We start from the raw sequence: 25,136 nt of genomic DNA, 5'->3' as shown, positions 1-25,136 counted from the left end.
GTCGGGATCATGCGACTTCGAGGTCTGAATCTCAAGGATCTGATCGTCATGGACACTCCGGTGCCGACGCTGCGCGGACGCAAGGTGCTCATCACCGGTGCCGCAAGCGGAATCGGCGAGGCGACGGCTCGCGCCGCAGCCGCCGAAGGCGCCGAACTCGTCCTCACCGATCTGCGTGCCGACCGTCTCGACGAGGTCGTCGCCGACATCAATCGCTCCGACGGCTCGGTGGTCTACCACCTCGCCGGTGATGTGTCGGACTACGACTGGGTGCGCAGCTTCGCCGACCACGTCGACGCAGAGGTCGGCACGATGGATGTGGTGATGAACATCGCCGGGGTGTCGGCGTGGGGGACGGTCGAGAATCTCGAGCACCGGCACTGGCGGAAAATGGTCGACGTCAATCTGATGGGACCGATTCACGTCATCGAATGCTTTGTGCCGCAGATGGTTCGGCGCGGCCACGGTGGTCATCTGGTGAACGTGGCGTCGGCCGCGGGGCTCTTGGCGTTGCCCTGGCACGCGGCCTACAGTGCGAGCAAGTTCGGGATTCGCGGAGTGTCGGAAGTGCTGCGATTCGACCTGCGGCGTCACCACATCGGCGTCTCGCTGGTATGCCCAGGCGGGGTGGACACGCCACTGGTCGATACGGTCGAGATCGTCGGCGTCGACCGTACGGATCCGCGCGTGAAATCTCAGATCGACCACTTCCACAAGGTCGCGGTCAGCCCGGAGACCGCTGCATCGGCGATTCTCAAGGGAATTCGGAAGAATCGATTCCTGGTCTACACGTCGTTCGACATCCGGTTCGGCTACTGGTGGGCGCGGAAGTTCGCGCTGCCGTACGAGATCGTGATGCGGATCGCCAACGACCGCTTCGACCATCTGGCGCGAGTGACCGGCCGAGCGCTCGAGGCGCGGGCGGTCGACGCCGGGGGCGTAGGGGATGTCGGAAGTCCCAACGCGGCGGACGCCGGTTGAGTCGGCCGTTCCGAAAAGCCCGGCACGACGTCGATCCCGATTTCTTCCTCGCCGAGGCCGCCGGCCTACGGTGGCTCGCCGACGCCGGCGCGCCGGTGGTGGAGGTTCTGGCGGTCACCAGGGACTCGATCGAGTTGTCCCGGCTCGACACAGCCCGTCCGACCGTCGAGGCCGCGCGGCGTTTCGGTGCGGCGCTGGCTCGCACACACGACGCCGGGGCGCCCCGATTCGGATCGCCACCCGACGGATACCGCGGAGAGCAGTTCATCGGCGAGCGGCCACTGAGTTCCACCGAGCACGACACCTGGGGTGCCTTCTACTCGGCGGAACGGGTGCTGCCGTACCTGCGCCCGGCACTCGACGCCGGCAATCTCACCGCCGCGGACGACGCCGATGTCCGGGCCGCCTGCGGACTCATCGCGGCGGGGGTCTTCGACGATTCCGAACCGCCCGCCCGCCTCCACGGCGACCTGTGGAGCGGCAACGTGATGTGGACGCCCGAAGGCGTCGTGATGATCGACCCGGCCGCACACGGTGGTCACCGCGAGACCGACCTCGCGATGCTCGCGCTGTTCGGGTGCCCGCTGCTCGACGACATCATCGAGGGCTACCGAACGGAGCATCCGCCGGCCGCGGGACGGGAGCAGCGCATCCCGCTGCATCAGCTGCATCCGCTGGCCGTGCATGCCGCCGGACACGGACCGAGTTACGGTGCGGCGCTGGGTCGTGCGGCGCGGTCGACGCTGACGCTCGCGGACCGAGCGTGACAGGACATAATCGGTCGGTGCCCGACAACAGTGTCCTGATCGTGTCCGCCACGCGTTCCGAGGCCCGCTACGTCCCTGCTGGGGCGCGTCTGCTCATCACCGGCATCGGCAAAGTGCGCGCATCCATGGTGCTCGCCCGCGAACTGGCCTCCGGGCGTCCCGTGACCTCGGTCGTCAGCATCGGCACCGCCGGGGCACTCCACGACCACCACGCCGGATTGTTCTTGCCATCCGCGGTGATCGAACACGACATCAGCAGTGCCGCCCTGCGTTCCATGGGTTACGACATGACCGATCGTTGGGAACTGCCCGGCGGTGACGGCACCGTGCTCGCATCCGGCGACACCTTTGTCGCAGACCCGGCACATAGGGCCGTACTGGCTCAACAGGCCGACCTCGTCGACATGGAAGGGTGCGCGATCGCCCACGTCAGCGCCGAATTCGGAGTCGGATGCCGGGTGGTCAAGGTGGTCACCGACAGCGCCGACGAGGAAGCGATGCAGTGGCCGGACCTCGTCGACGCGGCCGCACGCCGACTCGGCGATTGGCTCGACAGTGAAGGGCTGGTCTGAGGCGGCTCGGAGTCGGCTCCGCCAGCGGGGGGTCAGCCGCGGTTGCGCGAGCGGGTGCTCGGATACTCGCCGGCCGGCGTCTCGGTCACCGATTCGTAGGGCGCGAAATCGGTGACCACCGACGGGCGAGCCGGCGGATTCGTTCCGTCGGTCCCGTCCGCGTTCGACCCGTTCGCGGCAATTTGCGCACCGGCCTCGGCGCGCAGCACCTGACCGGCGGTGGCTCGTTTGGGTCGTCGCGCAACGGTCGAGGCTTCCGGGATCGGCTGCGCTGTGGCCGCTTCGGCGTTCGCTGCTGCCTGCGGCTTGGTCTGCTTGGGGCGGGCGGGTCGGGTTTGGCTACGCGAGCGCTGCGTTGTCGACGGCTTGGCGGAACGTTCACGGCGTGGACGCTGCTTCTCGGCGTTGCTCTTGTCGTCGCGGTTCGCCGCGGCGTCAACCGTGCTGTCGCTCGTCTTCTTTCCGGAGTCGGAGCGTGGCGACTTCGACCGGTCACGCCGACGGTCGTCGGTCTTGTCGCGAGTCAGGTACCAGCGGAGCACGACGAGGGCGAGAGTGATGACGAAGACAGTCGCCATCCACGGAAAGTTCGCGGCGATCGGCAACATCACCTTGAAGACGAAACTGCGCGGATTCGCCGACGCCTGGTCGGAGTTCATCCGGTAGAGCGCGACGACACTGACCGCGAACGCCACCAGTGGTGGCTGCGCCGCTGCGGTGAACAGCCCGCGCCGACGCACGGCGAGCGCGGCAGCCACACATCCCACGAGGTACAGGAACTTGTAGCCGCCGCCGAGGTCACCGATCCGGTAGGCGTCGATGATGGCGCCGAGCGCGGTGAGGCCGGTGGCAAGCAGAACTGCACCCCACCACGGCACACCGCGGACGCTCGGGAGCACGGACTGCTGGTCCAGGGGGACCGCTGCTCCAGTGAGTTGTGGGGAAGGCACAACGTCACGCTACCGGTTCATCGGCCGAAAACGGTTAACCGCCCGGCGTCGGTGTCGTGGTCGGCGGCGCATCGATGGTTCTACATGTGGTGTGGATCACGGCAGGTGTCGGCGGTTCGCCGGAAGTGCTGAGGGCTTCCAGGTCGGCCAGGCGGCGCGCGGTCACGCCGAGTCGGTTCTCCACCACGCCGACCGCCGAGTTGTAGGACTCAACCGTTTTACGCAGCGACGTTCCGACGTTCTCGAAATGCTGCAGAACGCTGTTGAGGCGGTGGTGCAACGTGGTACCGAGCTCGTGAATGACCGCGGCGTCGCGTGCCATCGCGTCATGACGCCACCCGAGTGCGACTGTCCGCAGCAGTGCCACCAGCGTTGTCGGTGTGGCGATCACGACATTCTTGCCGAAGCCGAACTCGATGAGCTCGGGATCGATGCGAGCTGCCGCCTCGAGCACGGCCTCCGCGGGGAGGAACAGCACGACCATTTCGGGTGTGTTGTCGAAAGCCGTCCAGTAGGCCTTCGACGACAGCCTGCCGATGTGCGCGCGCACCGATCGTGCGTGGTCGGCGAGTCGTCGGTCGCGTTCGGCGTCGTCGGCGGTATCCGCCGCACGGAGGTACGCGTCGAGGGGCACCTTCGCGTCGACGACGATAGCCCGTCCGCCCGCGAGGTGCACCACGACGTCGGGACGAACCGTGCCCGACTCGTCCGATCGCGCAGTTACCTGCGTACTGAAGTCGCAGTGCCGGGTCATCCCGGCCAATTCGACGACGCGCTCCAACTGGATTTCCCCCCAACGGCCGCGCACATGCGAACTGTGCAGGGCATTCGCCAGTTGCCGCGTCTGATCGCCGAGCGCCATCGACGTTGCGTGCATCCCACGCACCTGTTCGGCGAGTCCGGCGTAGGCGCCGACCCGGTTGTGCTCGACGCGTCGCAACTCGTCGGTCAGCTGCGTCAGCGTCGACCGCAGGGGTTCGACAATGTGGTTCACCTGCGACCCGATCGCCGAGGACTGTCGGCGCGCGGCATCCTCGGTGGCCCACGACATCGAGGCCGTGACGCTGTCGCGGGACTCCCGCAGAGCGTCGACCTGGGCTTGGGCCGCGGAAATGGACCCACTCGTGCGCGCGGAATGGGCGAACCAGCCCACTGCGGCGCCGAGTAGGACACCGAGTACCAACGAGACTGCTGCTGCGATCACACGACGATCGTGCACATGGCCTACGACAACTACCGCCTACGCGTCGTACTCCCGGTCGAGAAGGGACCGTTTGATGTCGAGCCCGTATCGGAATCCGCCCAATGTCCCGTCGCTGCGCAGGACCCGATGGCACGGCACGAACAGCGCTGCTGCGTTGCGGGCGCACGACGCGGCTGCGGCGCGCACGGCCGCGGGCTCGCCGGCCATCTCGGCCAATGTGGTGTAGCTGACCTGTCCGCCCGCGCGGACGGTCCGAAGTGCAGCCCAGGCGCGCTCGAGGAACGGTCCAGACCGCTGGGCGACGGCGACCGCATCGATCGCGGTCAGTTCACCCGAGTAGTACGCCTCGACCGGGTCGGTGACAGCAGCCAGATCACGCCCTGCCCGCAGCGTCGTGGGGCGGATGGCGCGGTTGATCAGCACGGCGAGGTATCCGGCGTCTTCGGTCCATCCGGAGGCCAGGACGACGCCCGCGTCGTCGGCTATCACGGTGAAGGGACCGTCGGGGGTCGCGATTGTTGCCCAGTCGGCGACCTCGGCGTTTGCGGCGCCTGCGGGGCTCGATGGTGTCGTTTCGGAGATCTCGGCTGTGGACAAGGCATGCTCCTTGGTCGGTGGGAATCGGGTCGGTGGGATCGGGATCGGGGTCGGTGGAGATCGGATCGGGTTTGTGGTCGGGCGTCAGACGGGTGCGCCGGTGGATGCCAGGCGATGCCGCCAGAGGTGCATCGACGCGTAGGACCGCCACGGTGACCACCGGTCGGCGTGCCGAGGTTCGATGCCGAGGTCGGCCATCGCGCGGACGACGACAAGGTCGTCGGTGAGTGCGATGTCGGGGTCGCCGGTCACCCGCATCGCCACCAGATTGGCCGTCCATGGTCCGATGCCGGGCAGTTCGAGAAGTTGGTCACGTAAGTCAGACGCAGCCAACCCCGTGTGCGGTTCCACCGACTTGTCGGCGAGCGCCGCGGCGACCGCCACGATGGCGTCGATTCGTCGGCGCGGACCGCGGAGCACCCGACCGCCGTGTTCGGCGATCGCGGCCGGAGTGGGGAACTGCCTGGAGGGCATGCGTCCGGCCTCGCCGAGCGTCGCGGCCGGATCGAGCCGCGATCCCAGCTGGTTGACGAGCTCGTCGATGTGGGTCCGTGCGGCCGCGACACTGATCTGCTGGCCGATCATGGTACGGATGATGGTCTCGGCGGGGTCGAGACTGCCGGCGAGCCGAACGCCCGGCGCCTCGTCGACAAGCGCGGCCAAGGCTGGATCGTTGCGCAACGAGTCTTCGGCGGCGTCGATGTCGGCGTCGAGGTCTAGATGGCGCCGCACCCGGTTGACCGCGACACCGAGATCGCGCATGTCCATGTGGTGCAACGAGAGTCGTACGTGATCGGACATCGGCTCGATCACCGCGACCGCCGGTCCGTGCGGGAGCGTGAGGACACGGCAGTACCGCCAGCCGGTTCCGTCGTCCAGCACGGCTTCGACGCCGGACGCCAGGTGCGACTGGAGGAACCAGCGCATCCACGCCCACCGGTACGGGCGGCGGTAGGCCAGTCGCAACGTCACCCCGTCGGCGGTGGCGGGTGTCACGGTATGCCGCGAGCGCAGTCGACGGAGCTCGGTCGGGGTCAGCCCGAACACCGCGCGGATGGTGTCGTTGAATTGTCGGACGCTGCTGAAACCGGCGGCGAACGCCACGTCGGCCATCGGCATCGTCGTGCATTGCACGAGGATGCGGGCATTGGTGGCCCGATGTGCCCGTGCCAGCGCAAGCGGTCCTGCGCCGAGGTTGTCGGTCAGGACACGGTTGAGATGGCGCGGCGAGTAGCGCAGACGATCCGCGAGGCCCCCGACGCCCTCGCGCTCGACCACCCCGTCGGCGATCAGCCGCATGGCGCGCGACGCGGTGTCGGCGCCGGCGTTCCAACGCGGTGAACCCGGAACGGCGTCGGGCAGACAACGGCGGCACGCGCGGAAACCTCGCAGCTGGGCAGCAGCCGCGGTGAGTACGAACGAGACGTTCTGGGGTTTCGGGGTCTGTGCGGGACACGACGGTCGGCAATAGATACCCGTGGTTGCGACGGTCACGAAGAATTGGCCGTCGAAGCGGGTGTCGCGGGCGCTCAGCGCTCGATAGCAGCGGTCGAAGTCCAAGTGGGCTGTCAGGGTCTCAGGCGCCAGATCGATGCTCACCCATTCACTGTGACACTTTGGCGGGGGTCCATGCTGGCGGGAATCGGACATGGCTGGTTGTCCCACTGATCGGGCGAAAAACGTGACGTACGTAACATTCGCTGGCACCATATGGGTCATGTCGTTCGAGGGACACCGACTGCGTGGTCGGCGTGACGAAACCCCGCTGTCGGAACTCCCGGCGTGGGGACTGGAGCTCATGATGGGCCTGTACGGGCCCGACACCATCAAAAAGGCGTGCGCCGAGGAGCAGGCAGTCGGGGTGGAACGCAGACCCCTGGTACCTGCGGCACGCGGTACGGACTCGGAGACGCGCTGCGTCGAGAAGCCGGTCGATGTGGCACACCCAGAGGTCCAGCGCCCGGCCGCCGACCCCGGTCCGCTGATCGTCGAACTCGAGGCGATGAACGCGTTGGTGCGCTACCTCGAACGCAAGTTCCGTCGGCACTGAGCCGGGTCTTCATCGACCGGCGGGTGGGTCGCTGCCTCGAAGAGCTCGGTGACCAGTCCTCTGAACTGGGGAAATGCGTGATGCCGTGCCGAAAAATCTAGGGGAAGAAGTTTCTTCCGCGAGGTTTGGAGTCGTCCCCCAGAAAACTCGCGGGGAGGACACCAAGGCCAGGGGAAGAAGTTTCTTCCCCTAGTTTCTTGGGCGGCGAAGAGCGCTTTCTGTGCTCGACGACGATGTTCCGAGTCCGAGGACTGCGCTCGCCAGGGACCTCTGTGATGGTTGACCGCGGCGGCGGTTTCGCCGACCTCCGAGGCGCGTCGTCGGCGTGTCGCGGTTTCAGAAACCGCGTGTCTGGTCAGAAACCCGTGGCGCACCAGCGGTTTCTGGCCACGCCTGAGGTTTCTGGCGACAAGTGCGGCCTCTGCGACGAGGCCGCGCTCTCCCCGCCTCCACGATCGCCGACGACGTCGGCGCGTGCGTCGCTGATCGAAGCGTGTGGCGCTTGAACGACCGACATGAACGGTGAGCTGCGTCGTCGGATCGACGCCGGTGTGTGAGGATCATTGCGTGACAGACACACCGGGCGATGCCGAGACTTCAGACAGCCCCGATCAACCGGAGAATCCCGCACCCGCAGTGGGTGCGGAATCGTCGACGACCACCGAGTTCCCATCTCGCGGCAAAGTGATGATGTCCGGCCTCCGATCGAGCGCGATCGTGGGACTCGAGATCGTCCTCGTGGTGGCCGCGGTGTGGGTGCTGATGTGGGTGCTCGCCAAGTTGTGGGTTGTGTTGTTGCCCATCCTTTTCGCGATCATTCTGTGCACCATCCTGTGGCCACCCGTGCGCTGGATGCGGCAACGCGGGGTTCCGGCGGCCGCGGCATCGATCGTCATGATGCTGGTCGCGGTGGGGGTGTTCGCCGGTGTGATCGGCGCGATCGTGCCGTCGATCGTCGACCAGGCGCCCGACCTCGCGAACCGCGCCACCGACGGTGTGAAGAAGCTGCAGGACTGGATTCAGGGTCCACCGCTCAACGTGCAGGACGAGCAGCTCGACAACATCGTCCACACGATCACCCAGAAGCTGCAATCGAGTTCGACGACCATCGCGCAGGGTGTGTTCAGCGGTGTCGGCACCGCGACGTCGGCGCTGGTCACCATCTTCACCACGCTCGTCCTGGTGTTCTTCTTCCTCAAGGACGGCCCGAAGTTCGTGCCGTGGCTCCATCGAACCCTCGGTAGGCCCTCCGGCCTGCACGTCGGCGAGGTGCTGCTGCGGATGTGGGCCAGTCTCGGCGGTTTCATCCGGACCCAGGCGCTGGTCAGTTTCGTCGATGCCGCGCTGATCGGTGTCGGCCTGGTGATCCTTGACGTCCCGCTGGCCGGTGTGCTGATCGTGGTCACGTTCCTCGGTGGGTTCATACCGATCGTGGGTGCCTTCGTCGCCGGAGCGCTCGCCGTGCTGATCGCGCTGGTGTCCAACGGCCTGACCTCGGCCCTGATCCTGCTCGGTGTGATCCTGGCGGTGCAACAGCTCGAGGGCAACGTCCTGCAGCCGTGGCTGCAGTCGAAGTCGATGGATCTGCACGCGACGATCGTCCTGTTGTCGGTCACCCTGGGCGGCACCCTGTTCGGGATCACCGGTGCTTTCCTCGCCGTCCCGGCGGCGTCGGCGATCGCCGTCGTGCTGCGCTACCTGAACGAGCAGATCGCGGCGCGAGCGGGCGAGACCCTGCCGCCCGAGGGCATGCCAGTGACCGAGCAAGTGGGTGTGCCCGACGAGGAGCCGCCACCCGATACACCCGCCGGTGCGCAGCCTGCCTGACGCACCGCAATCTCGGCTAATGCCAACCGATAGACTGGTCGCCCGTGAGTCTCACCCTGGGAATCGTTGGGCTGCCCAACGTCGGCAAATCCACCCTGTTCAACGCGCTGACCCGTAACGACGTCCTGGCGGCGAACTACCCGTTCGCGACCATCGAACCGAACATCGGTGTGGTGGAACTGCCTGACGCACGCCTGCATCGGCTTGCCGAGATCTTCGGCAGCGAACGCATCCTGCCCGCGACGGTGTCCTTCGTCGACATCGCCGGCATCGTCAAGGGCGCGTCCGAGGGCGAGGGCATGGGCAACCAGTTCCTGGCCAACATCCGGGAGGCCGACGCCATCTGCCAGGTGGTCCGGGTGTTCGCCGACGACGACGTCGTGCATGTCGACGGCCGTGTCGACCCGCTGTCGGACATCGGTGTCATCGAGACCGAGCTCATCCTGGCCGACCTGCAGACCATCGAGAAGGCGCTGCCGCGTCTTGAGAAGGACGCCCGCAAGAACAAGGATCTCGCCGAGACCGTGGCGGCCACGCAGAAGGCGCAAGAGATCCTCAACTCCGGGAAAACGCTCTTCTCGCAAAAGGATTCGTTCGATCTCGCCGCGGTTCGCGAGCTGCACCTGATGACCGCGAAGCCGTTCCTCTACGTCTTCAACGCCGACGAGTCGGTGCTCACCGACGACGCCCGCAAGAAGGAACTGCTCGACGCGATCGCACCGGCCGACGCCGTCTTCCTCGACGCCAAGGTTGAGAGCGAACTCCTCGAGCTCGACGAGGAGGATGCCCAGGAACTCCTCGACTCGATCGGCCAGACCGAACCCGGCCTGCGCTCGCTGGCCCGAGCCGGGTTCCACACCCTGGGCCTGCAGACCTACCTCACCGCCGGCCCAAAGGAGTCTCGCGCCTGGACGATCCACCGCGGCGACACCGCGCCCAAGGCGGCCGGTGTCATCCACACCGACTTCGAGAAGGGCTTCATCAAGGCCGAGATCGTCTCTTTCGACGACCTCGACGCCGCCGGATCGATGGCCGCAGCCAAGGCCGCGGGCAAGGTGCGGATGGAGGGCAAGGACTACGTCATGGCCGACGGGGACGTGGTCGAGTTCCGGTTCAACGTTTAGCTGAGTTTCGTTTCGGCATCACCGAAAGTGCTCGCTGATGGTCGCGTGTCAGTCTGTGGAGCGATGGGTGGCCGCGCAGGGAGCTTAACTATATAGTCGGATATATAGTTAGGGAGGGCAGTGATGGCCGTCACCAGTGTTGATCTGGATCCGAAGCTTATTGAGCGTGCCCGAGCCCTCACGGGTGAGCGATCGAACCGGGCCGTGATCGACCTCGCGTTGCGCAGGCTCATCGCCTCGAAACAGAAGGCCGCGATGATCGAGGGAATCGCAGGACTGGCCGATCTTGAAGGCGAACTCGGCGCGCCTGTGGCCTCACCGAGTGACACGGATTCTGCGTGACCGATTACCTGGTCGACAACTCGGTCTGGGCGAGGCTGGCCACCGGGGACCCGGGCGTCACTGCGAGGCTGCGTCGCATTGAGCGAGGCCCGGCTGATCTCTTCGTCACGTGTCCGCCCCAGGCGCTCGAGTTCTGCCACAGCGCCCGGACACGCGAGGAGCACCTGCGCTACCGCGAACAGTTCTCCCTCGGATTTCCGCTCGAGCACGCGCCTGACGAAGCGCTCGTGCTCGATATTCAAGCCGCACTATGGAATACAGGGCTGGTCTGTGCAGCGGGCTCGCTCGACATCTTGATTGCCGGCTACGCCATCGTCAACGATGCGACGGTGCTCGCCGCGGACCACGACTTCGAGCACATCGCGAGGGTGTCGGACTTGCAATGCGAGTACGTCGCACCCTCGCCGTGACATCCTCAGCGTTGGGGCCCAATCGATTCGGACGCCACATTATGGACGAGGGACGAGCGTCTGAGGACGGTGTGCGTGGTAGTGGGAGTTCAACCAGTCCGTGAGTGACGTTATCGACGAACCGTGGTCCGCGTGAGTCGATCTGCTCGACAACCAGCGGCCATGATGGGATTCCACTGGTAGCCTGTTCCCATGGAAGCCACGATCGACTCGGGCGGACGACTGCTCCTACCCAAAGCCCTTCGAGACATGTTGGGAATCGCGCCCGGATCCACCGTCGACATTTCGCTGTATGGCGGGGGTCTGCAGGTGACCCCGGGTGGACGAACCGCGCGGCTGGTCAAGGGAGCTGACGGGCATCTGGTCGCCGAGTCTGAAACCGCGGTGACCGACGAGGTCATGTTCGGATTGATCGATTCCAGCAGACGGTGAGCGTGAGTCAACGATTCGCCGTCGACACAAGCGTTGCGGTGCCGTTTCTCGTGGCTTCCCATGCTGCTCATGAAGTTGTCAGATCCCGGATTGGCGGCCGGCCGCTTGCGCTCAGCGGACATGCTCTGCTGGAGACCTATTCAGTGCTGACTCGCCTGCCTGGCGACGCGCGAGTGGCTCCGCCGGATGCGGTGCTGCTGATCGACGACAACTTCGTCGAGACGCTTGGGCTCCCCGAAGGTGTTGTGGCCGAGGCTCATCGGCTCCTTGCCCGATTCGGAACAGCCGGTGGGGCGACCTACGATGCTTTGGTCGCATTGGCGGCCCGAGAGAACGACGCCGTCTTGATCACGCGCGATGCCCGGGCACGGCCTACCTACGACGCGGTGGGTGCGCGGGTAGAGGAGATCGTGGGGTGAAACGTGACGCGGGCGAATCGCGGCGGTCTATTGACGACGCCGACTATCTGGCTCAGCTCGACGCGTGACTGAGATCGGCTCCTCAGTGCCCGGCTCCGGGATATTCCCGGAGGACCGCCCTCACGGGCCCGATCTCAGTCATCGACTCGGCCGCCAGTACACGTTCGGCGATGAGTCGTCGACGACCACAGGCGTGGCCGACACACGCTGTCGCACCGTGGGTTTCACGGCTCTGCATAGACTGACGCCAGGGCCAGGTCACAAGTGGGGCAGCAATCTGGTGAGGACAACCCAGTCGGTCACGCAGTCACGACCGTGCCGCGGCCTCGACGTCCGCGTCGACGTGGCGTCGTGTGGCCATCAGCACCGTCACGCAGGCGAATAGCGGTGGCAGTGGGCACAGCACCGCGAGGCTGAGTGATCCCAGGGCGTCGTCTCCGCGGTCGAGAAGCGTTGTCGCGCATCGAATCCGAGGAGCGTCGAGCCGGGGTGAGTGACCAGTCTCACCCTCGGGAAGGACGCGGCAGAGCGCTCTCACCGCTCCGGAGCATCGCCCTCCGCGGGGTCGCCCCCGGGTTCGTCTGGTGGTGGTTCAACGGCAGCGGCGACCTGGTCGGCCAACTCCAACCCGGCGCCCGCGTAGACGTTGAACGCAATGCCGATGCCATTGTCGGTGGCCCAGTGCACTTCGTCTTCATAGCGTGCCGCCGAAGCGACCTGACCTCTGAAACCCGACTTGCGCAGGCATTCGAGCGCGACGACGTTGGCGCTGTGATTCGGCATCGCCAGCACGGCGTGCCGCACCGAATCAGAACGTCGCAGACGGACCCAGAAGTCCAGGTCGGTCGCGTCGGCCTCGATGACCCGGACGCCTCGGTCGGTGAGTCGCTGGATTCGACTTTCGTCGTAGTCGACGCCGACCACCCGCATTCGATACCGCTCGGTCAGGCGCTGATAGGTGGCAAATCCAACCCGGCCCATTCCGATGACGACGACCTCGGCGTCACCCGCGTCCCCGGGCCGCTCTTCGGGCTGCAGGTTGTGTTCGTCTTGGACGGGCAGGCGCGCGACGATCCGTTCCGCGAGCTGGTTCCCACGGCCGTTGACCACCGCGGATATGACGAAGCTCAAAGCGACGGCAATGGACAGTTCGACCAGCCATGTATGAGTCAAGAGCCCAGCACTCACCCCGACCGAGACGACGATCAGGCCGAACTCGGAGTAGTTCATCAGGCCCAGGCCGGCCAGGATTGCGGTCCGGTATCGCAGCTTCATCAACGTCAACAACGCCGTGTAGCCGGCCGCCTTGATCGGCAGCAGCACCATCATCAGAAGGGCGACGCCGATCGTGGGCATGTCGGGCAGGCCGGTGAGCCCGATCGACACGAAGAACGCCACCAGCAACAGTTCCTTGATGTGGAACAACGACCGGGACAGTTCGGTGGCTGCCGGATGCGACGCGAGCAGCATGCCGACGATCAGGGCACCCAGATCGCCCTTGAGGCCGACCGACGAGAACCAGACGTATCCCGGGACCAACGCCATCACGATCCCGAACAGTGACTGCATCTCGCCGTGGCCCAGGCGTCCCCACACCCGACGTGCCACCAACGTGAGCGGCCACAAGCCCACCAGCGTGAGCGCCCACGGGCTGGGGGCGTGCCCGGCGGTCGCGGTCAGGAAGATCACGGCGATGAGATCCTGCATCACCAGGATGCCGATACACACGCGGCCGTAGAGGGAGGTCGATTCGCCTCGCTCGTCGAGGATCTTCACCACGAAGACGGTGCTGGAGAATGACAACGCGAAGCCCAGCAGGGCTATGGTCTGCAGGCTTTGTCCGACCAGCATCGACACCCCGGCCACCGCTGCCAGCCAGATCAGCGCACCGCCGAGGACGACGCTGCACAGCATATGTACCGACGTCGTCAGCCACACCTCGCGGCGCAGCAGGGTTCGCACGTTGAGTTTGAGACCGATCGCGAACAGGAGCAGGGTGACCCCGAGGTCGGCGAGCGTCTCCAACTGCGGCAGGTCTTCGACGTTGATCGCGTTGAGAACGAAGCCGGCCGCCAGGAATCCGACCAACGGGGGCAGCCGCAGCACCATCGCCAGGCCACCGAGCCCGAAGGTGATGACGAGATAGATGGCGGCCACCGTCATGCGTTCGTCCTGTCGTGTGCGGTGCGGTGATGCGGACCCACCTCACCCTAAGCGGGTCCGCGATCGAAACACGACATCCGCGGTGCGCGCGTGTGAAATCCGCGGAACTCTGCCGGGCGGCGAAATCATTCGCTTTGCGGATCGTCGGGGTAGGCAATCGATTTCCTCGCCGTCGAGCATCGCGACGAGATCGAATCCCGTCTTGCGTCGTCGGATTGCCTGCCGTCTTCACCGAGGAGATGCCGGAATGGGAATCCCGACTGCTTGCCATGTGGAGTTCGACGGTGGAGTGTGCGTGAGTGGCATCGATTCAGACCTTGACCGAGGAGGAGCGTCGCGTCGTTGCGCGATGGGCGGTGACCTGCGCCGAACGCGTACTCCCGATGTTCGACGCCGAACCGATGGCGCAGGAGCAGATTCGCGATGCGGTCGTGCGCACCCGGGCCTTCAGTGCCGGGTCGAGTACTGCGGCCGAGGAGATCCGGAAGCGACTTGTCGCGGTGAAGGCAGCCAAGGCCGCGACCACCCCGCAGGGGGCGGCGGCTGCCCGGTCGGTTGCCCAGGCTGCCTCGGTCGCCCACATGGGTGCGCATGCGTTGGGCGCGGCCGCCTACGCGGTCAAGGCCATGTCGTTGGCCAATCCGGCTCGACCCGAGGCGGTGGCCGACGAGATTGCGTGGCAGTTGGCGGCGTTGACCGACGAAGAACAGTCGATCTTGCGGCAGCTTCCGCCGGTCGGGAGCGACTCCTCCGGACCGCTGGGGCCGGGCCTGATGTCGCGCGGAATCCTGGGCGATGTGATCCGTGAGCTCCAGGCACAGATTGCGTAAAAAGTTGGTGCGCGTGTGGCCAAAGTGATGCGTGGTGTGTCGTTGTCGGTGATACTGCACCGATGATGGTATTGAAGCCAGGCGCTGCGCTCGCCGTTTCGGCGGTGCTGATCGCGGTCGCGGGATTGATGGCCACCCAACCCGGCGCCAACGCCGCGCCGAGCGGCTGGCGCTACACCCTCGTGGGGTTCAGCAACACCAGCGACGTCTACATGGACGTCTACCAGTCGTCTAATGGCACCCAGTTCAGCCCGCTGGCGAAGCCGGCGTATCGGCCGCCGTCGGGGCGCGTGCGTGACCCCAGCATCTTCCGCAATACCGACGGTTGGTACTACGTCACCTACACCACGGTCGATGGCGCGAACATCGGCTTCGCGCGCAGCCGCGACCGTATCCACTGGGCGTTCATGCACAACTATCCGGTTCCGTTCTGTTGCGCGTTCCTGCCCGGCACCGGCGACGGTAAGGGACTCGGCTCGTCGAGCGGGCCGGGTTCGTCCGGGTCGGCAGGCTCCAGCGACGGTCCGTCGCTCTCGCCGTTCACCACCAAGGCCTGGGCGCCCGAATGGTTTGTGGAAGGCGGGCGAGTCCATGTCATCCTGTCGATGTCGACCGGCGGCGGCTTTGTGCCCTACCTCATGACGGCGCTCAGCTCCGACTTCCGCGTGTGGAGCATCCCGACCCCGATCGCCGGGATCGGCGCCGACCACATCGACACCACCGTCGTGAAGGTCGGCTCGGTGTATCACGCCTTCACCAAGAACGAGACCAAGAAGTTCATCCAGCACGCGGTCGCCAGATCACTCGCCGGGCCGTACCGGTTTATCCCACCAGGGAATTGGGGGACCTTTGTCGAGGGGCCGGCTGTGGTTCAGTTGCCCAGCGGCGCGTGGCGCATCTATTTCGACGCGTACCGCGACGGTAAGTACTATTACTCCGACAGCACCGACGGGATGCGTACCTGGTCGAGCAGGACGTTGCTCCCCGGATTGTCCGGATCGGTGCGGCACTTCGGTGTGATGCGTCAACCGGCCTGACCACGCTTCTCGGCCAAGGAGTCAGCGAATGGCGTTGGCGCGCACCAGTCCACCGTCGCGGGAGATCATGGTGACGTTGCGGTGCCGGGGCCGCTCGGGTGCGCGGTCGGTGAGTTCGAGGTCCACGCGACGCAGGATCTCGGTGACCACGATCCGGAGCTCGGCCATGGCAAGGGTCGCTCCGAGACACCGCCGGTTGCCGCCGCCGAACGGCATCAGCGTGTGCGACGCGGGCCGGACGCCGAGGAAGCGTTCCGGGGTGAACTCGAAGGGACGCGGATAGATGTCGTCGCGGTGGTGGAGCAACAGGATACTGATCAACGCGACCGTGCCCGGATCAACGCGATACGCACCGAACTGCCACGGCTGCAAGAGTTCCCGAGCTACCAGCGGTACCACCGGCCGCGCGCGCATTGACTCGTTGAGCAACGCTTCGATGTAGTCGTCGTCGCCCGCTCTCGCGGCATCCCGCGCATCGCGGTAGACGTCGGGGTTACGGGTGAGGCGTTCGAAGGTCCAGGCGACGGTGTTGGCGGTGGTTTCGTGCCCGGCGAGGACGAGGGTGAGTAGTTCGTCGCGGATTTCGCTGTCCGGCAACGGCATACCATCGTCGGTCCGTGCTGCGAGCAGGAGCGCTGCGATATCGGTGCGCTCGACCGACGACGATTCGGCGCGCCGTTCGGCCAGCAGCGCGGCGATCGCCGCGTCGACCGGCCGCAAGATGAGCTTGGTGATCCCGACCGGATTCTCGTTGAAACTGTTGGCCAACTGGGCAACCGTCGCCAATGGATGAGTGGACCACCGAAGCATCCGGACCATCGACGACCGAAGCGCGTGTTCGGCTTCGGTGTTCGGGACACCGTCGGGCAGACCAAAGACAGCGGCCATGATGACGTCGAGAGTGAGCTGTTGTGCCATATCGGCGAGCCGTATGGGTTGGCCGACGGGCCAAGAGTCGATATGTGTGGCGGTCGCGGTCTCGATGCTCTCGCGGTATTCCGCCACGGACTTGCCGTGGAAACGCGGCATGAGCAGTGTCCGTTGACGACGATGCCGCGGCCCGATCGAGGTGAGAACGGAATTCGGTCCGACGATCGGCCGCAGCGGCGACTGCCGGGTGGCCGACGGCGCGATGTCCGGGTCAGCGGTCATGACCGACCTGATGTGCGACGGATTGGTCAGCACGGCAACCGAATTCGGACCTCCCGGGAACTTGTAGCGCAACAGGTCGCCGTGCTCGGCCGCGTCGGCGAAGAACATGTCGCCTTGACGGGTGACGATCTGCAGTGAGGTCCAGAGTGTATTCGGCCGCAGGTAGGTGGCCGGTGCGTTCGGTGCCGGCTCGTCGGCGACCGGGCGAGCGGAGCGACGGGGAATGTCGATCGGACCGGCGTCGTCGTCAGCACCGGTGATACCCGACGGGGAATCGGCGGCCGCGAGGTGCCAGCGTCGGGGTGCCTTCGTGAACGACAGAGTGGTTCGGAGGTCGTAGGTGGTCATGATCGCCTTGCGTCACGAGCGTTCAGGGCGGCGCTGAACTCTCGCGCCCTCATGTCCAGCCCGTGGCGATCGTGCAGCAGGGCGGCCATAGCGAGAAGCACGAACACGGCGATAACGAGAACCCACACAGCCGATCTCCTTCCAAGGTGCCGACTTCTGCGGCGCTTGGCATCGACGCTAATGCGGTGGTCCGGTCGGATCAGCGGGCTGCAGGTGGAATCTCGCTCCGCCCACGGATGGAGTTGCATGTCCACCCGTGGGTGGAGGGGGTGATTGGTTGTGCTCTGTCCGACGGCGTCAGAGGACGATGCAGGTGCCGGAGAGGTTGATGCCCGAGCCGACCTTGATCGTCTTGATCGGCGGCCGTGAGCGGTCGCCGTATTGGAAGGCGCTCACGTAGTAGGTGCCCGGCACCTTGGGTGTCCAGTAGGCGGTCAACATGCCATTCATGGGTCGCTTGTTGGTGGCCAGGAACACGGTGGCTGCCTGATTGGGGCCCAGCCGTCGGGCCGCGACCACCGTGACGGGCCGGTCATTGGTGACCTTGGCGCTGACGGCATACGTGCAACTCGTCCCGACCATCGCGTCCGACGAACTGACTGTCTGACCCGTGGGCATGATCCTGACCGACGTGACCGCCGCGTTGGCCGGAGCTGCCAGCCCGATGGTCAATGCGGTTGCGCCGACGGCGACGCCTGCGGTGGCGAGTGCGCCCTTCCAGACGGATTTCACAGACACGATGACTTCTCCTCGGTTGTTGGGACGCACGCCCTCGACACGTACGGATCCCCACGGTAAGCACGGGTCGGCGCCGATCGCGGTTGATTCGCCAAACGTTCAGACTCGCCGACGATCACCAGATCACGGCGATGGCTGCAGCCGACAGCGACAGCAGCAGGGCGGTGACGAACAGTGGCCGCGGAACAGCCACGCCGGTCCTGCGTTGGCGGGCGGCACCCATGCCGAGGATTCCACCGAGAATCACGAGGATCGTCAGCTTCACACCGATCTTGACGTAGTTGAGATGGATACCGTCGGGCCACGGCGCGGCCAAGACGAGCCCTGTGATCAGCGATAGCAGCAGGCCGTAGTCCATCAGTTTCGTGAAGCGCCAGCGCGCCGCAACTGCCTCGGCGACGAGCGCGCCGAAGGTGATCGCGAAACCGACGATGTGCACAAGCACGACGACGCTGCGTAGTACATCCATGGTGTCAGGATTTCACGGTGTTGGGCGCATGGGCGCCTCGCTGAGTGTGCGATGTGTGACGAATCGCCGGGGCGCCCCCGACAGCGGGTCGGTGAAGTCCACTTGCCGAGCCAGCAACTGGAGGGGGAGTGAGTGATCGTCGGGCTCTTCGGGTAGGAGATCCGGGTACCACCGATCACCCAGGATGCTCGCCCCGAGCGCCGCCAAATGCACGCGCAACTGGTGCATCCGCCCGGTGTGCGGGCGCAGAATCGTATGCAGCACAGCCCGTCCCGACGCGCTCACTCCGTAACCGAGCACGTCGACCTCCGTTTCCGAGTTGGGCACTCGTGACTCGTCGACGACGACGCGCAACTCGCCGCGTCGTGCCTCGATGTGATTGCGATAGACCAGCGGAAGGGGCCGTCCGGCCAGCATCGGACGGTCGGGGTCCCAGTCCGGCGGCCGGGCCGACACCGCCTCGTACACCTTGGCCACCTGTCGCTTCTCGAAGAGCGATTGGTAGGCGCCGCGTGTGGCCGGTCGGGCGGAGAACATCACCAGGCCCGCCGTCGCACGGTCGAGTCGATGGATCGGTGTCAGATCGGGGTTGTCGAGGCGGATGCGCAGCCGGACGAGCGCCGATTCGCGCAGGTACCGGCCGCCGGGCGTCGTCGGCAAGAAGTGTGGCTTGTCGATCACGACGAGGTCGTCGTCGGCATGCAGGATCTCTTCGTGAAACGGCACGGGTTCCTCGGCGGGCAGATCCCGGTAATACCAGATGAACGTGTGTGCGCCCAAAGGAGTCTCGCGGGCGATCGGTGTGCCGTCGGCACCCACGATCTCACCGGCATCGAACCGGCGGAACAGTTCGTCGGCGTCGAGGTGGTCGAATTTGGCCACCACGTACTCAGCGAGCGTGGCCCACGGTCCAGATGCGGGAACGCGCAGGCGTGTCGGCCCGACGCCGTCCCGGACGGGAAGAGGCGCGGGCATCGGCATGGACACGATCATCGCATCGTCCGCCGACCTGCGATGTCACCTGTCGGTGAGTTTCCGCATCGTGATGGCCTTGTCGACACCGACGAAAGCCGGTGCGATCAACGACAGTCCCACCACCACCAACCACTGTCCGCCAGTGAGCGAGACGGTGTCGAGCAGACGCTGGAGCATGCCGAGTTCGACGGCCGCCCAGGTGAGCGACCAGCCGGCAATGAGCCACCCGAAGTACGGGAACATCGGCTGAGTCCACGGTGCCTGCTTCTCCCGCCGCATGATCACGCCGAGGTTGACGCCGCTCAGCGCGACGACCGCGAATGCCATCGTCATCGACGACGACCCGGCGTCGGCGGACGGCTCGTCGGGACCCCACTGCAGCACCGCCAGCGCGGACGCCGCGATCAGGAAGCCGCTGGCCACCCATCGAGCGATCTGGGCACCGTTGACGATACGGGTGCCCGGCGCACGCGGCGGGCGCTCCATCACGCCCGGATCGGGCACGTCGACGATGAATCCGACGACCACGGTGACCACGACGAAGAATTTGCAGAACAGCAGTTGCATCGGGAGCATCGCGACGCCGCCGTTGATGTTCAGGATCGTCGCGAACACCATCAGCTGCAGCACCGACGACAGGATCGTCAGCTGGAGCCTGATGTAGGACGAGATCCGCCGATAGATGTCGCGGCCGAGTTCCACCGCGCGCACCAGAGTCGCGAAGTTGTCGTCGGTCAGAACGATCTTCGCGGCCTGCTTGGAGACTTCGGAGCCACTGCCCATCGCGACGCCGATGTCGGCCTGTTTGAGAGCGGCGGCGTCATTCACCGCGTCGCCGGTCATCGCGACGATGTCACCCTGCTCCTGCATCAGGCGGGCCAGACGGAGCTTGTCCTCTGGGGCGACCCGCCCGAAGACATGCAGGTCGGGGAGCTTGGCCTTGACCTCGTCGTCGCCGAGGCGCTGCAGGTCGGTGCCGGTGATGACGCCCGGCCCCAGGCCCAACTGGTCGGCGATCGCGCGGGCCGTGATGGTGTGATCACCGGTGATCATGCGGACGTCGATGCCGGCACCGAGGGCTGTGTGTACCGCGTCGGTGGCCTCGGTGCGCAGGGGGTCGATGATGCCGACGAGCCCGACGAGTACGAGGTCCGCAACCGCCGCCATCGGATCATCTTGTGCCGCTCGCATTCCGGCGTCGTCGAGACCATTTGCCGCAAACGCGAGCACGCGCAGGCCTTTCTCCGACAGTTCCCGGTTGGCGTCGAGGATCTTCTGACGCATGTCCTCGACCGGGACGATCTCACCGTTGTGCAGCGCTGACGAACACCGATCGAGAACGACGTCGGGGCCACCTTTGACGACCACGAAGTGCGGATCGTCGACCACCTTGCTGGTCAGCTGCGGTGGCCGGTCGTGGAAAGTCGCCATGAACTTGTAGTCCGAGTCGAAGGGGACCTCGGTCAAGCGAGGAATCGCTCGGCGGGTGGTCTCGGCGTCCACGCTCATCTTCGCCGCGAGCACGACGAGCGCCGCCTCCGTTGGATCGCCGATGACCGATCCGTCGTCGGCGACGGTGGCATCCGAACACAAGGCCAGCCCCAGTGCGAGGGGAGTGAAGTCGGGCAATGTGCCTGCGGCGCCGAGGATTGTGCCCGTCTTGGAGTAGCCCGATCCTTCCACCGTGAACCACTGGTCGCCCGCGTAGAGCGAGGTGACCGTCATGGCGTTCATGGTGAGAGTGCCGGTCTTGTCGGAGTTGATGACAGTGGTCCCGCCCAGGGTTTCGACGTCGGCGAGCGACTTCACCACTGCCTTCTCCTCGGCCAGGTGTTGTGCGCCAGAGGACAGCATCGTCTGCACAAAGGTTGGCAGGCCGGTCGGGATCGACGCGATCGCGGTCGAGATGCACAGCAGAGCAAGGGTTTCGCCATCCTGCCCGCGCGCGATTCCAACGATGCCGATCACGGCGACAGCTCCCCACGCGAGGAACCCGAAGACCTTGGTCATCCCGTCGAGCTCACGCTGGAGCGGAGATCGGGTGCGTTTGGTGGCCGTGACCATGTCGGCGATCTGGCCCATCTGGGTCGACGCGCCGGTGGAGGTGACCACGAAAACAGCGGACCCTCGGGTGACCTGGGTGTTCTGGAACACCATGTTGGTGCGGTCGCCGAGCGCGACCTCATCGGCGTCGATGACCGCCGGATCCTTGGCGACGGGTGCGCTTTCGCCGGTCAGCGCGGCTTCCTGCACCTCCAAGGTGGCCGACGTGATGAGCCGACCGTCGGCGGGCACCAAGTCGCCCGCTTCGACGAGCACGACGTCGCCGGGAACGAGGTCTGCAGCCGCCACCTCGGCGACCTGGCCGTCACGCCGCACACGGGCTTGCGGCACTTGAAGATGTGCCAGGGCATCGACGCTGGCCTGGGCCTTCATCTCCTGTCGGGTGCCCATCACCACGTTGAATCCGACCAGGAACGCCACCACGAACCCGGTCGCGAACTGTCCGATCGCGAAGCTTGCGACCGCCACGATGAGCAGCATGATGTTCATCGGGTTCGCGAGTTGACCGCGGGACACCGCCCACAGCGTGGGAGGCGGTTCGGCGGTCACTTGATTCGGCCCGTATTGGTCCAGACGTGCTGCCGCGTCGGTTGCGATCAGACCGAGTTCGGGGTTGACGCCCGCCTGGTCCGTCACGGCGGCTGCCTTGAGCAGATATGGCTGGTGCTGGTGGGTGGGGGCATCGCTGGCGGCGGTCATTCTCGTGCATCCTCTCGATGTTGCGCTGACCGGACCGCTGGCACCGGGCGGCAGTGGTCCGTGTGGCATGGAATCATGATGCACAACATCGGTCACGATCGGTGGGCCGCAGACACTTCTCACTCGGACCGGATGAGACCATGCCAGTCGCGTAATGTCGCCGGCGCCGCCCTGCTCAGAGTCCTGAGTCGTTCACTTTCGCTGGTTCTGCTGTTATCTGACTGCTCCGCAGCGGGTCTTACTGCACAACCCAGAAGGCGCGACTCCCGCCACCACGGGTGATGGGAGGTCACGATGGCGGGAACGCGCTCGCGGACGAGGTGTCCGACTAGGCTTTCGATCCAGGGGTCGACTTCAGTTGCAACGGAGGCGGGGACAGTGACTGCGGGTGGAGAGTTGCGGCGCAGCCTGGGAGTTGGCGATGCGGTGCTGGTCGGTCTGGGGTCGATGCTGGGTGCGGGCGTTTTCGCGGTCCTCGCTCCGGCCGCTCAGGCCGCTGGGTCAGGACTGCTGATCGGACTTCTCGTGGCTGCGGTGGTCGCATACTGCAATGCCACATCGTCGGCGAGATTGGCCGCGCGCTACCCCGTTTCGGGCGGGACCTATGTGTACGGACGGGAACGGCTCGGCGAATTCTGGGGATATCTCGCCGGGTGGAGTTTCGTGGTCGGCAAGACCGCATCGTGCGCGGCCATGGCGCTGACGGTCGGCACCTACGCGTGGCCCGAGTACGCGCATGCGGTTGCCGCGGTGTCGGTGATCGTGGTGACCGCGGTGAACTATTGCGGGGTGCAGCGCTCGGCGTTCGCGACGCGCATCATCGTGGCAGTGGTGCTCGCAATCCTGGCCGGAGTGGTGGTCTCGGCGTTGGGCTCTGGAGCAGCGGATCCTTCGCTGCTCCTTCCGAACTCCGACGTCACTGTGGGCGGCATCCTGCAGGGCGCAGGTCTGCTGTTCTTCGCGTTCGCAGGCTATGCGCGGATCGCCACCCTCGGCGAGGAAGTGCGCGATCCACGGCGCACAATCCCCCGTGCGATCGCATTGGCTCTCGCCATCACCCTCGTCGTGTACGCCGCGGTCGCGGCCGCCGCACTGATGGTCTTGGGTCCGGCAGCGCTCGCCTCCGCCGACGTACCCTTGGCGGCGGTGGTGCATGCGGCCGGGGCCGACTGGCTCGAGCCCGTCGTCCGCGTGGGGGCCGTGGTGGCAGCCGTGGGGTCGTTGCTTGCGCTTATGCTCGGGGTGTCGCGCACGACGCTGGCGATGGCGCGTGACGGGCACTTTCCGCGTGCACTGTCGGCGGTGCATCCGCGATTCCACGTCCCGCATCACGCGGAGCTCGTGGTGGGTGCGGTGGTAGCCGCCGTGGCGGCGTTCGCCGACCTCTCGGCGGCGATCGGGTTTTCGTCTTTCGGAGTGCTGCTCTACTACGCGATCGCCAATGCTTGCGCCTGGACGCTCCCGTCCGAGGCGGGCCGGCCCCGCAGACTGATGCCCCGCAGACTGATACCCCGCAGAGTGATACCCGCTGTCGGTTGTGGAGGTTGCGTGGTGTTGGCCTTCACCTTGCCGGGATCGGCGGTGCTGACGGGAGTCGCGGCCGTTGCGGTGGGCGCTGTGATCTACGCAGTTCGTCGAACCTGATCCGGTTGATGCCCCGCGGCAACCTGTAGCAATGCCCGCGTACTCACGTCGCGGGCCTTCCGGCGGGCAGCCGCAATGCTGTTCTCCGCCGGTACGCGAAGTCGCAGTCCCTCTGCGTGAATCTGGAAATGCATCGGCGTGGGCAGATCGAGCGCCTCGCCGTCGACGCCGGCGAAGGCTCGACCGCTACGGGACCGGATCTCCAAGCTCTCGGTGGTGAATTCATGCCAGAACGGACTCGCCTTGCGGAGCCCGATCGCCGACATCGTCATCAGCCGCACCGCGTCGGCACTCGTCGCCGTCGACACTGCGATCACCCCGAGTTGGCCGGTGTCCATGCTTCGTCGTGTTGCGCTGTCGGGTGAGAAGGTCGCGGCATAGGGGTTGTTGGACACCAGGATCATGAACGCGCCATCGATCTCTTGACCGGACGGTGTGGTGAATTGCAGGTCGAAGGGTTCCGCGGTGCTGCCGAGGAGTTCGGGCAGCATGGCTGCGGCGGTGCCGGCCTTGTCGGCGCGGTAGGACTCCTGCTGGACGACCGTCGCGTACACGCCCAGCGACACGTTGTTGACGAACAGACGATCGTCCATGGTGGCGTAGTCGACGCGACGCTCGATCCCGTCGGTGAATGCCCGGAGGGTCGACAGCGGGTCCTCGCGATCGAGTCCGAGGTCGAGCGCGAAGTGATTGCGCGTCCCGGCGCTGACACACACGAACGGGATGTCGTGCTCGATCGCCACCGATGCGACGAGGGCCTGCGATCCGTCACCGCCGGCCATGCCCAGGCAGTCCGCGCCGCGGGCCACGGCGTCGCGCGCCAGCTGCTCGAGGTCGTCGTCGGGGCCGAGGATGATCGTCTCGACACCCAACTCGTGCGCGGCCGCGACCACGCCGAAACGCTCGACCTTCCCGTCCCCGGACTTCGGATTGCAGATCAGGACGGGCTTTTCGGGGCGCCGTGCCGCCTGGGGGACTGCCGAAGTCAACTCCCGAATCGTCGGCGCGAGCGCGTAACGCGCTGCCGCGGTCGAAATGGCCAGGATGAGAATGGCGATGAACAGGCGGAAGGCCATTCCGTCGGTGGTCGACACCACGTGGGCCAGTCCGAGAGCGATGATGATCAGGCCGACGACGATCGCGACGGCGCCCAGAATCCGCCGAACGGCACGCTCGGTGATCACCCACCATGCCCCGGCGACGGTGATGGCGAAGCCGATCAGGCCGATCAGGACCGAGAGACCACTCCGGATCAGGAAGGCGATGAGCAGAACACCGACCGCGGAGACACCGACCAGAGCGATCACTGCACTCACTCGACGTTCGATGCTCACCATCGTTC

24 protein-coding genes are annotated in these 25,136 nt (G+C 66.1%); 13 read left to right on the top strand and 11 right to left on the bottom strand.

The window, feature by feature from the left end; translation table 11 throughout:
- Window positions 1–9 precede the first annotated feature (9 nt).
- The 3 genes from ACWDTF_RS14440 to ACWDTF_RS14430 are packed head-to-tail and all read left to right on the top strand — an operon-like array spanning window position 10 to window position 2,320.
- The gene (locus ACWDTF_RS14440) at window positions 10–981 is read left to right on the top strand and encodes an SDR family oxidoreductase (protein ID WP_374247927.1); all 972 of its coding nucleotides are present in this window, start codon (window positions 10–12) and stop codon (window positions 979–981) included.
- A complete protein-coding gene (locus tag ACWDTF_RS14435) occupies window positions 978–1,748 on the top strand; it encodes a fructosamine kinase family protein (RefSeq protein WP_449754553.1) in 771 nt (256 codons plus the stop codon). Before ACWDTF_RS14440 ends, ACWDTF_RS14435 begins: the two co-directional genes overlap by 4 nt.
- A gap of 17 nt (window positions 1,749–1,765) precedes the next feature.
- Entirely contained in the window at window positions 1,766–2,320 is a 555-nt protein-coding gene (locus tag ACWDTF_RS14430) for a nucleosidase (protein ID WP_449754552.1), read from the top strand.
- Window positions 2,321–2,352: 32 nt separating this feature from the next.
- On the opposite strand, the gene ACWDTF_RS14425 is transcribed toward ACWDTF_RS14430, so the two are convergent.
- The 4 genes from ACWDTF_RS14425 to ACWDTF_RS14410 form a co-directional block, all read right to left on the bottom strand.
- Window positions 2,353–3,270 carry a DUF6542 domain-containing protein gene (locus tag ACWDTF_RS14425; RefSeq protein WP_355275278.1) on the bottom strand — a complete coding sequence of 306 codons (918 nt, stop codon included), beginning with the start codon at window positions 3,268–3,270 and terminating at the stop codon, window positions 2,353–2,355.
- 34 nt (window positions 3,271–3,304) lie between these two features.
- The gene (locus ACWDTF_RS14420) at window positions 3,305–4,474 is read right to left on the bottom strand and encodes a DNA recombination protein RmuC (protein WP_449754551.1); all 1,170 of its coding nucleotides are present in this window, start codon (window positions 4,472–4,474) and stop codon (window positions 3,305–3,307) included.
- Window positions 4,475–4,510: 36 nt separating this feature from the next.
- Window positions 4,511–5,071, bottom strand: coding sequence for a methylated-DNA--[protein]-cysteine S-methyltransferase (locus ACWDTF_RS14415; RefSeq protein ID WP_276615263.1), 561 nt, complete (start codon window positions 5,069–5,071; stop codon window positions 4,511–4,513).
- 84 nt (window positions 5,072–5,155) lie between these two features.
- On the bottom strand, window positions 5,156–6,670 hold the full coding sequence (locus tag ACWDTF_RS14410; protein WP_449754550.1) for a DNA-3-methyladenine glycosylase 2 family protein: 1,515 nt from the start codon (window positions 6,668–6,670) through the stop codon (window positions 5,156–5,158).
- A gap of 118 nt (window positions 6,671–6,788) precedes the next feature.
- Here ACWDTF_RS14410 and ACWDTF_RS14405 point away from each other — a divergent pair, with 118 nt between their 5' ends.
- From ACWDTF_RS14405 to ACWDTF_RS14375, 7 genes are all read left to right on the top strand, one after another.
- The gene (locus ACWDTF_RS14405) at window positions 6,789–7,121 is read left to right on the top strand and encodes a hypothetical protein (protein ID WP_240862166.1); all 333 of its coding nucleotides are present in this window, start codon (window positions 6,789–6,791) and stop codon (window positions 7,119–7,121) included.
- 636 nt (window positions 7,122–7,757) lie between these two features.
- Window positions 7,758–8,948, top strand: coding sequence for an AI-2E family transporter (locus ACWDTF_RS14400; RefSeq protein ID WP_449754559.1), 1,191 nt, complete (start codon window positions 7,758–7,760; stop codon window positions 8,946–8,948).
- Between the two features lie 44 nt (window positions 8,949–8,992).
- Window positions 8,993–10,072, top strand: a complete 1,080-nt coding sequence (gene ychF, locus ACWDTF_RS14395) for a redox-regulated ATPase YchF (RefSeq protein ID WP_449754549.1) — start codon at window positions 8,993–8,995, stop codon at window positions 10,070–10,072.
- Window positions 10,073–10,195: 123 nt separating this feature from the next.
- Entirely contained in the window at window positions 10,196–10,414 is a 219-nt protein-coding gene (locus tag ACWDTF_RS14390; RefSeq protein WP_449754548.1) for a type II toxin-antitoxin system VapB family antitoxin, read from the top strand.
- Window positions 10,411–10,824 carry a PIN domain-containing protein gene (locus ACWDTF_RS14385; protein ID WP_449754547.1) on the top strand — a complete coding sequence of 138 codons (414 nt, stop codon included), beginning with the start codon at window positions 10,411–10,413 and terminating at the stop codon, window positions 10,822–10,824. Before ACWDTF_RS14390 ends, ACWDTF_RS14385 begins: the two co-directional genes overlap by 4 nt.
- Before the next feature lie 192 nt (window positions 10,825–11,016).
- The gene (locus tag ACWDTF_RS14380; RefSeq protein ID WP_240862160.1) at window positions 11,017–11,256 is read left to right on the top strand and encodes an AbrB/MazE/SpoVT family DNA-binding domain-containing protein; all 240 of its coding nucleotides are present in this window, start codon (window positions 11,017–11,019) and stop codon (window positions 11,254–11,256) included.
- A gap of 2 nt (window positions 11,257–11,258) precedes the next feature.
- Window positions 11,259–11,675: a PIN domain-containing protein gene (locus tag ACWDTF_RS14375; protein ID WP_449754546.1), complete on the top strand. Its 417-nt coding sequence runs from the start codon at window positions 11,259–11,261 to the stop codon at window positions 11,673–11,675.
- Window positions 11,676–12,209: 534 nt separating this feature from the next.
- Here ACWDTF_RS14375 and ACWDTF_RS14370 read toward each other — a convergent pair.
- Window positions 12,210–13,838, bottom strand: coding sequence for a cation:proton antiporter family protein (locus ACWDTF_RS14370; protein ID WP_240862155.1), 1,629 nt, complete (start codon window positions 13,836–13,838; stop codon window positions 12,210–12,212).
- A gap of 299 nt (window positions 13,839–14,137) precedes the next feature.
- Between ACWDTF_RS14370 and ACWDTF_RS14365 the strand changes: the two genes are divergently transcribed.
- On the top strand, window positions 14,138–14,668 hold the full coding sequence (locus tag ACWDTF_RS14365) for a putative immunity protein (RefSeq protein WP_240862153.1): 531 nt from the start codon (window positions 14,138–14,140) through the stop codon (window positions 14,666–14,668).
- A gap of 62 nt (window positions 14,669–14,730) precedes the next feature.
- A complete protein-coding gene (locus ACWDTF_RS14360) occupies window positions 14,731–15,705 on the top strand; it encodes an arabinofuranosidase (protein WP_449754545.1) in 975 nt (324 codons plus the stop codon).
- Between the two features lie 21 nt (window positions 15,706–15,726).
- Here the strand turns inward: ACWDTF_RS14360 and ACWDTF_RS14355 are convergent, their stop codons facing one another.
- From ACWDTF_RS14355 to ACWDTF_RS14335, 5 genes are all read right to left on the bottom strand, one after another.
- Window positions 15,727–17,205 carry a cytochrome P450 gene (locus ACWDTF_RS14355; RefSeq protein ID WP_449754544.1) on the bottom strand — a complete coding sequence of 493 codons (1,479 nt, stop codon included), beginning with the start codon at window positions 17,203–17,205 and terminating at the stop codon, window positions 15,727–15,729.
- Window positions 17,206–17,502: 297 nt separating this feature from the next.
- A complete protein-coding gene (locus ACWDTF_RS14350) occupies window positions 17,503–17,943 on the bottom strand; it encodes a hypothetical protein (protein ID WP_449754543.1) in 441 nt (146 codons plus the stop codon).
- A gap of 115 nt (window positions 17,944–18,058) precedes the next feature.
- A complete protein-coding gene (locus ACWDTF_RS14345; RefSeq protein ID WP_449754542.1) occupies window positions 18,059–18,412 on the bottom strand; it encodes a Fe-S protein in 354 nt (117 codons plus the stop codon).
- Between the two features lie 12 nt (window positions 18,413–18,424).
- Complete coding sequence (locus tag ACWDTF_RS14340) at window positions 18,425–19,405, bottom strand: pseudouridine synthase (protein WP_355275294.1); 981 nt, start codon at window positions 19,403–19,405, stop codon at window positions 18,425–18,427.
- Window positions 19,406–19,429: 24 nt separating this feature from the next.
- Window positions 19,430–22,150, bottom strand: a complete 2,721-nt coding sequence (locus ACWDTF_RS14335) for a cation-translocating P-type ATPase (RefSeq protein WP_449754541.1) — start codon at window positions 22,148–22,150, stop codon at window positions 19,430–19,432.
- A gap of 378 nt (window positions 22,151–22,528) precedes the next feature.
- Here ACWDTF_RS14335 and ACWDTF_RS14330 point away from each other — a divergent pair, with 378 nt between their 5' ends.
- On the top strand, window positions 22,529–23,794 hold the full coding sequence (locus tag ACWDTF_RS14330) for an APC family permease (RefSeq protein WP_308221089.1): 1,266 nt from the start codon (window positions 22,529–22,531) through the stop codon (window positions 23,792–23,794).
- On the opposite strand, the gene ACWDTF_RS14325 is transcribed toward ACWDTF_RS14330, so the two are convergent.
- A complete protein-coding gene (locus tag ACWDTF_RS14325; RefSeq protein WP_449754540.1) occupies window positions 23,773–25,128 on the bottom strand; it encodes a diacylglycerol kinase family protein in 1,356 nt (451 codons plus the stop codon). The two genes, ACWDTF_RS14330 and ACWDTF_RS14325, sit on opposite strands and share 22 nt — an antisense overlap.
- Window positions 25,129–25,136: the final 8 nt, after the last annotated feature.

Source organism: Gordonia sp. NPDC003422 (assembly GCF_053588675.1).
Note: the sequence above shows the minus strand (reverse complement) of the source record. Positions and strands in the feature narration are given on the sequence as shown.

Coding starts and splice junctions, on each gene's coding strand:
- ACWDTF_RS14440 (WP_374247927.1), top strand. CDS start 10: ATGCGACTTCGAGGTCTGAATCTCAAGGATCTGATCGTCATGGACACT.
- ACWDTF_RS14405 (WP_240862166.1), top strand. CDS start 6,789: ATGTCGTTCGAGGGACACCGACTGCGTGGTCGGCGTGACGAAACCCCG.
- ACWDTF_RS14390 (WP_449754548.1), top strand. CDS start 10,196: ATGGCCGTCACCAGTGTTGATCTGGATCCGAAGCTTATTGAGCGTGCC.
- ACWDTF_RS14380 (WP_240862160.1), top strand. CDS start 11,017: ATGGAAGCCACGATCGACTCGGGCGGACGACTGCTCCTACCCAAAGCC.
- ACWDTF_RS14370 (WP_240862155.1), bottom strand. CDS start 13,838: ATGACGGTGGCCGCCATCTATCTCGTCATCACCTTCGGGCTCGGTGGC.
- ACWDTF_RS14360 (WP_449754545.1), top strand. CDS start 14,731: ATGATGGTATTGAAGCCAGGCGCTGCGCTCGCCGTTTCGGCGGTGCTG.
- ACWDTF_RS14355 (WP_449754544.1), bottom strand. CDS start 17,205: ATGACCACCTACGACCTCCGAACCACTCTGTCGTTCACGAAGGCACCC.
- ACWDTF_RS14345 (WP_449754542.1), bottom strand. CDS start 18,412: ATGGATGTACTACGCAGCGTCGTCGTGCTTGTGCACATCGTCGGTTTC.
- ACWDTF_RS14340 (WP_355275294.1), bottom strand. CDS start 19,405: ATGATCGTGTCCATGCCGATGCCCGCGCCTCTTCCCGTCCGGGACGGC.
- ACWDTF_RS14335 (WP_449754541.1), bottom strand. CDS start 22,150: ATGACCGCCGCCAGCGATGCCCCCACCCACCAGCACCAGCCATATCTG.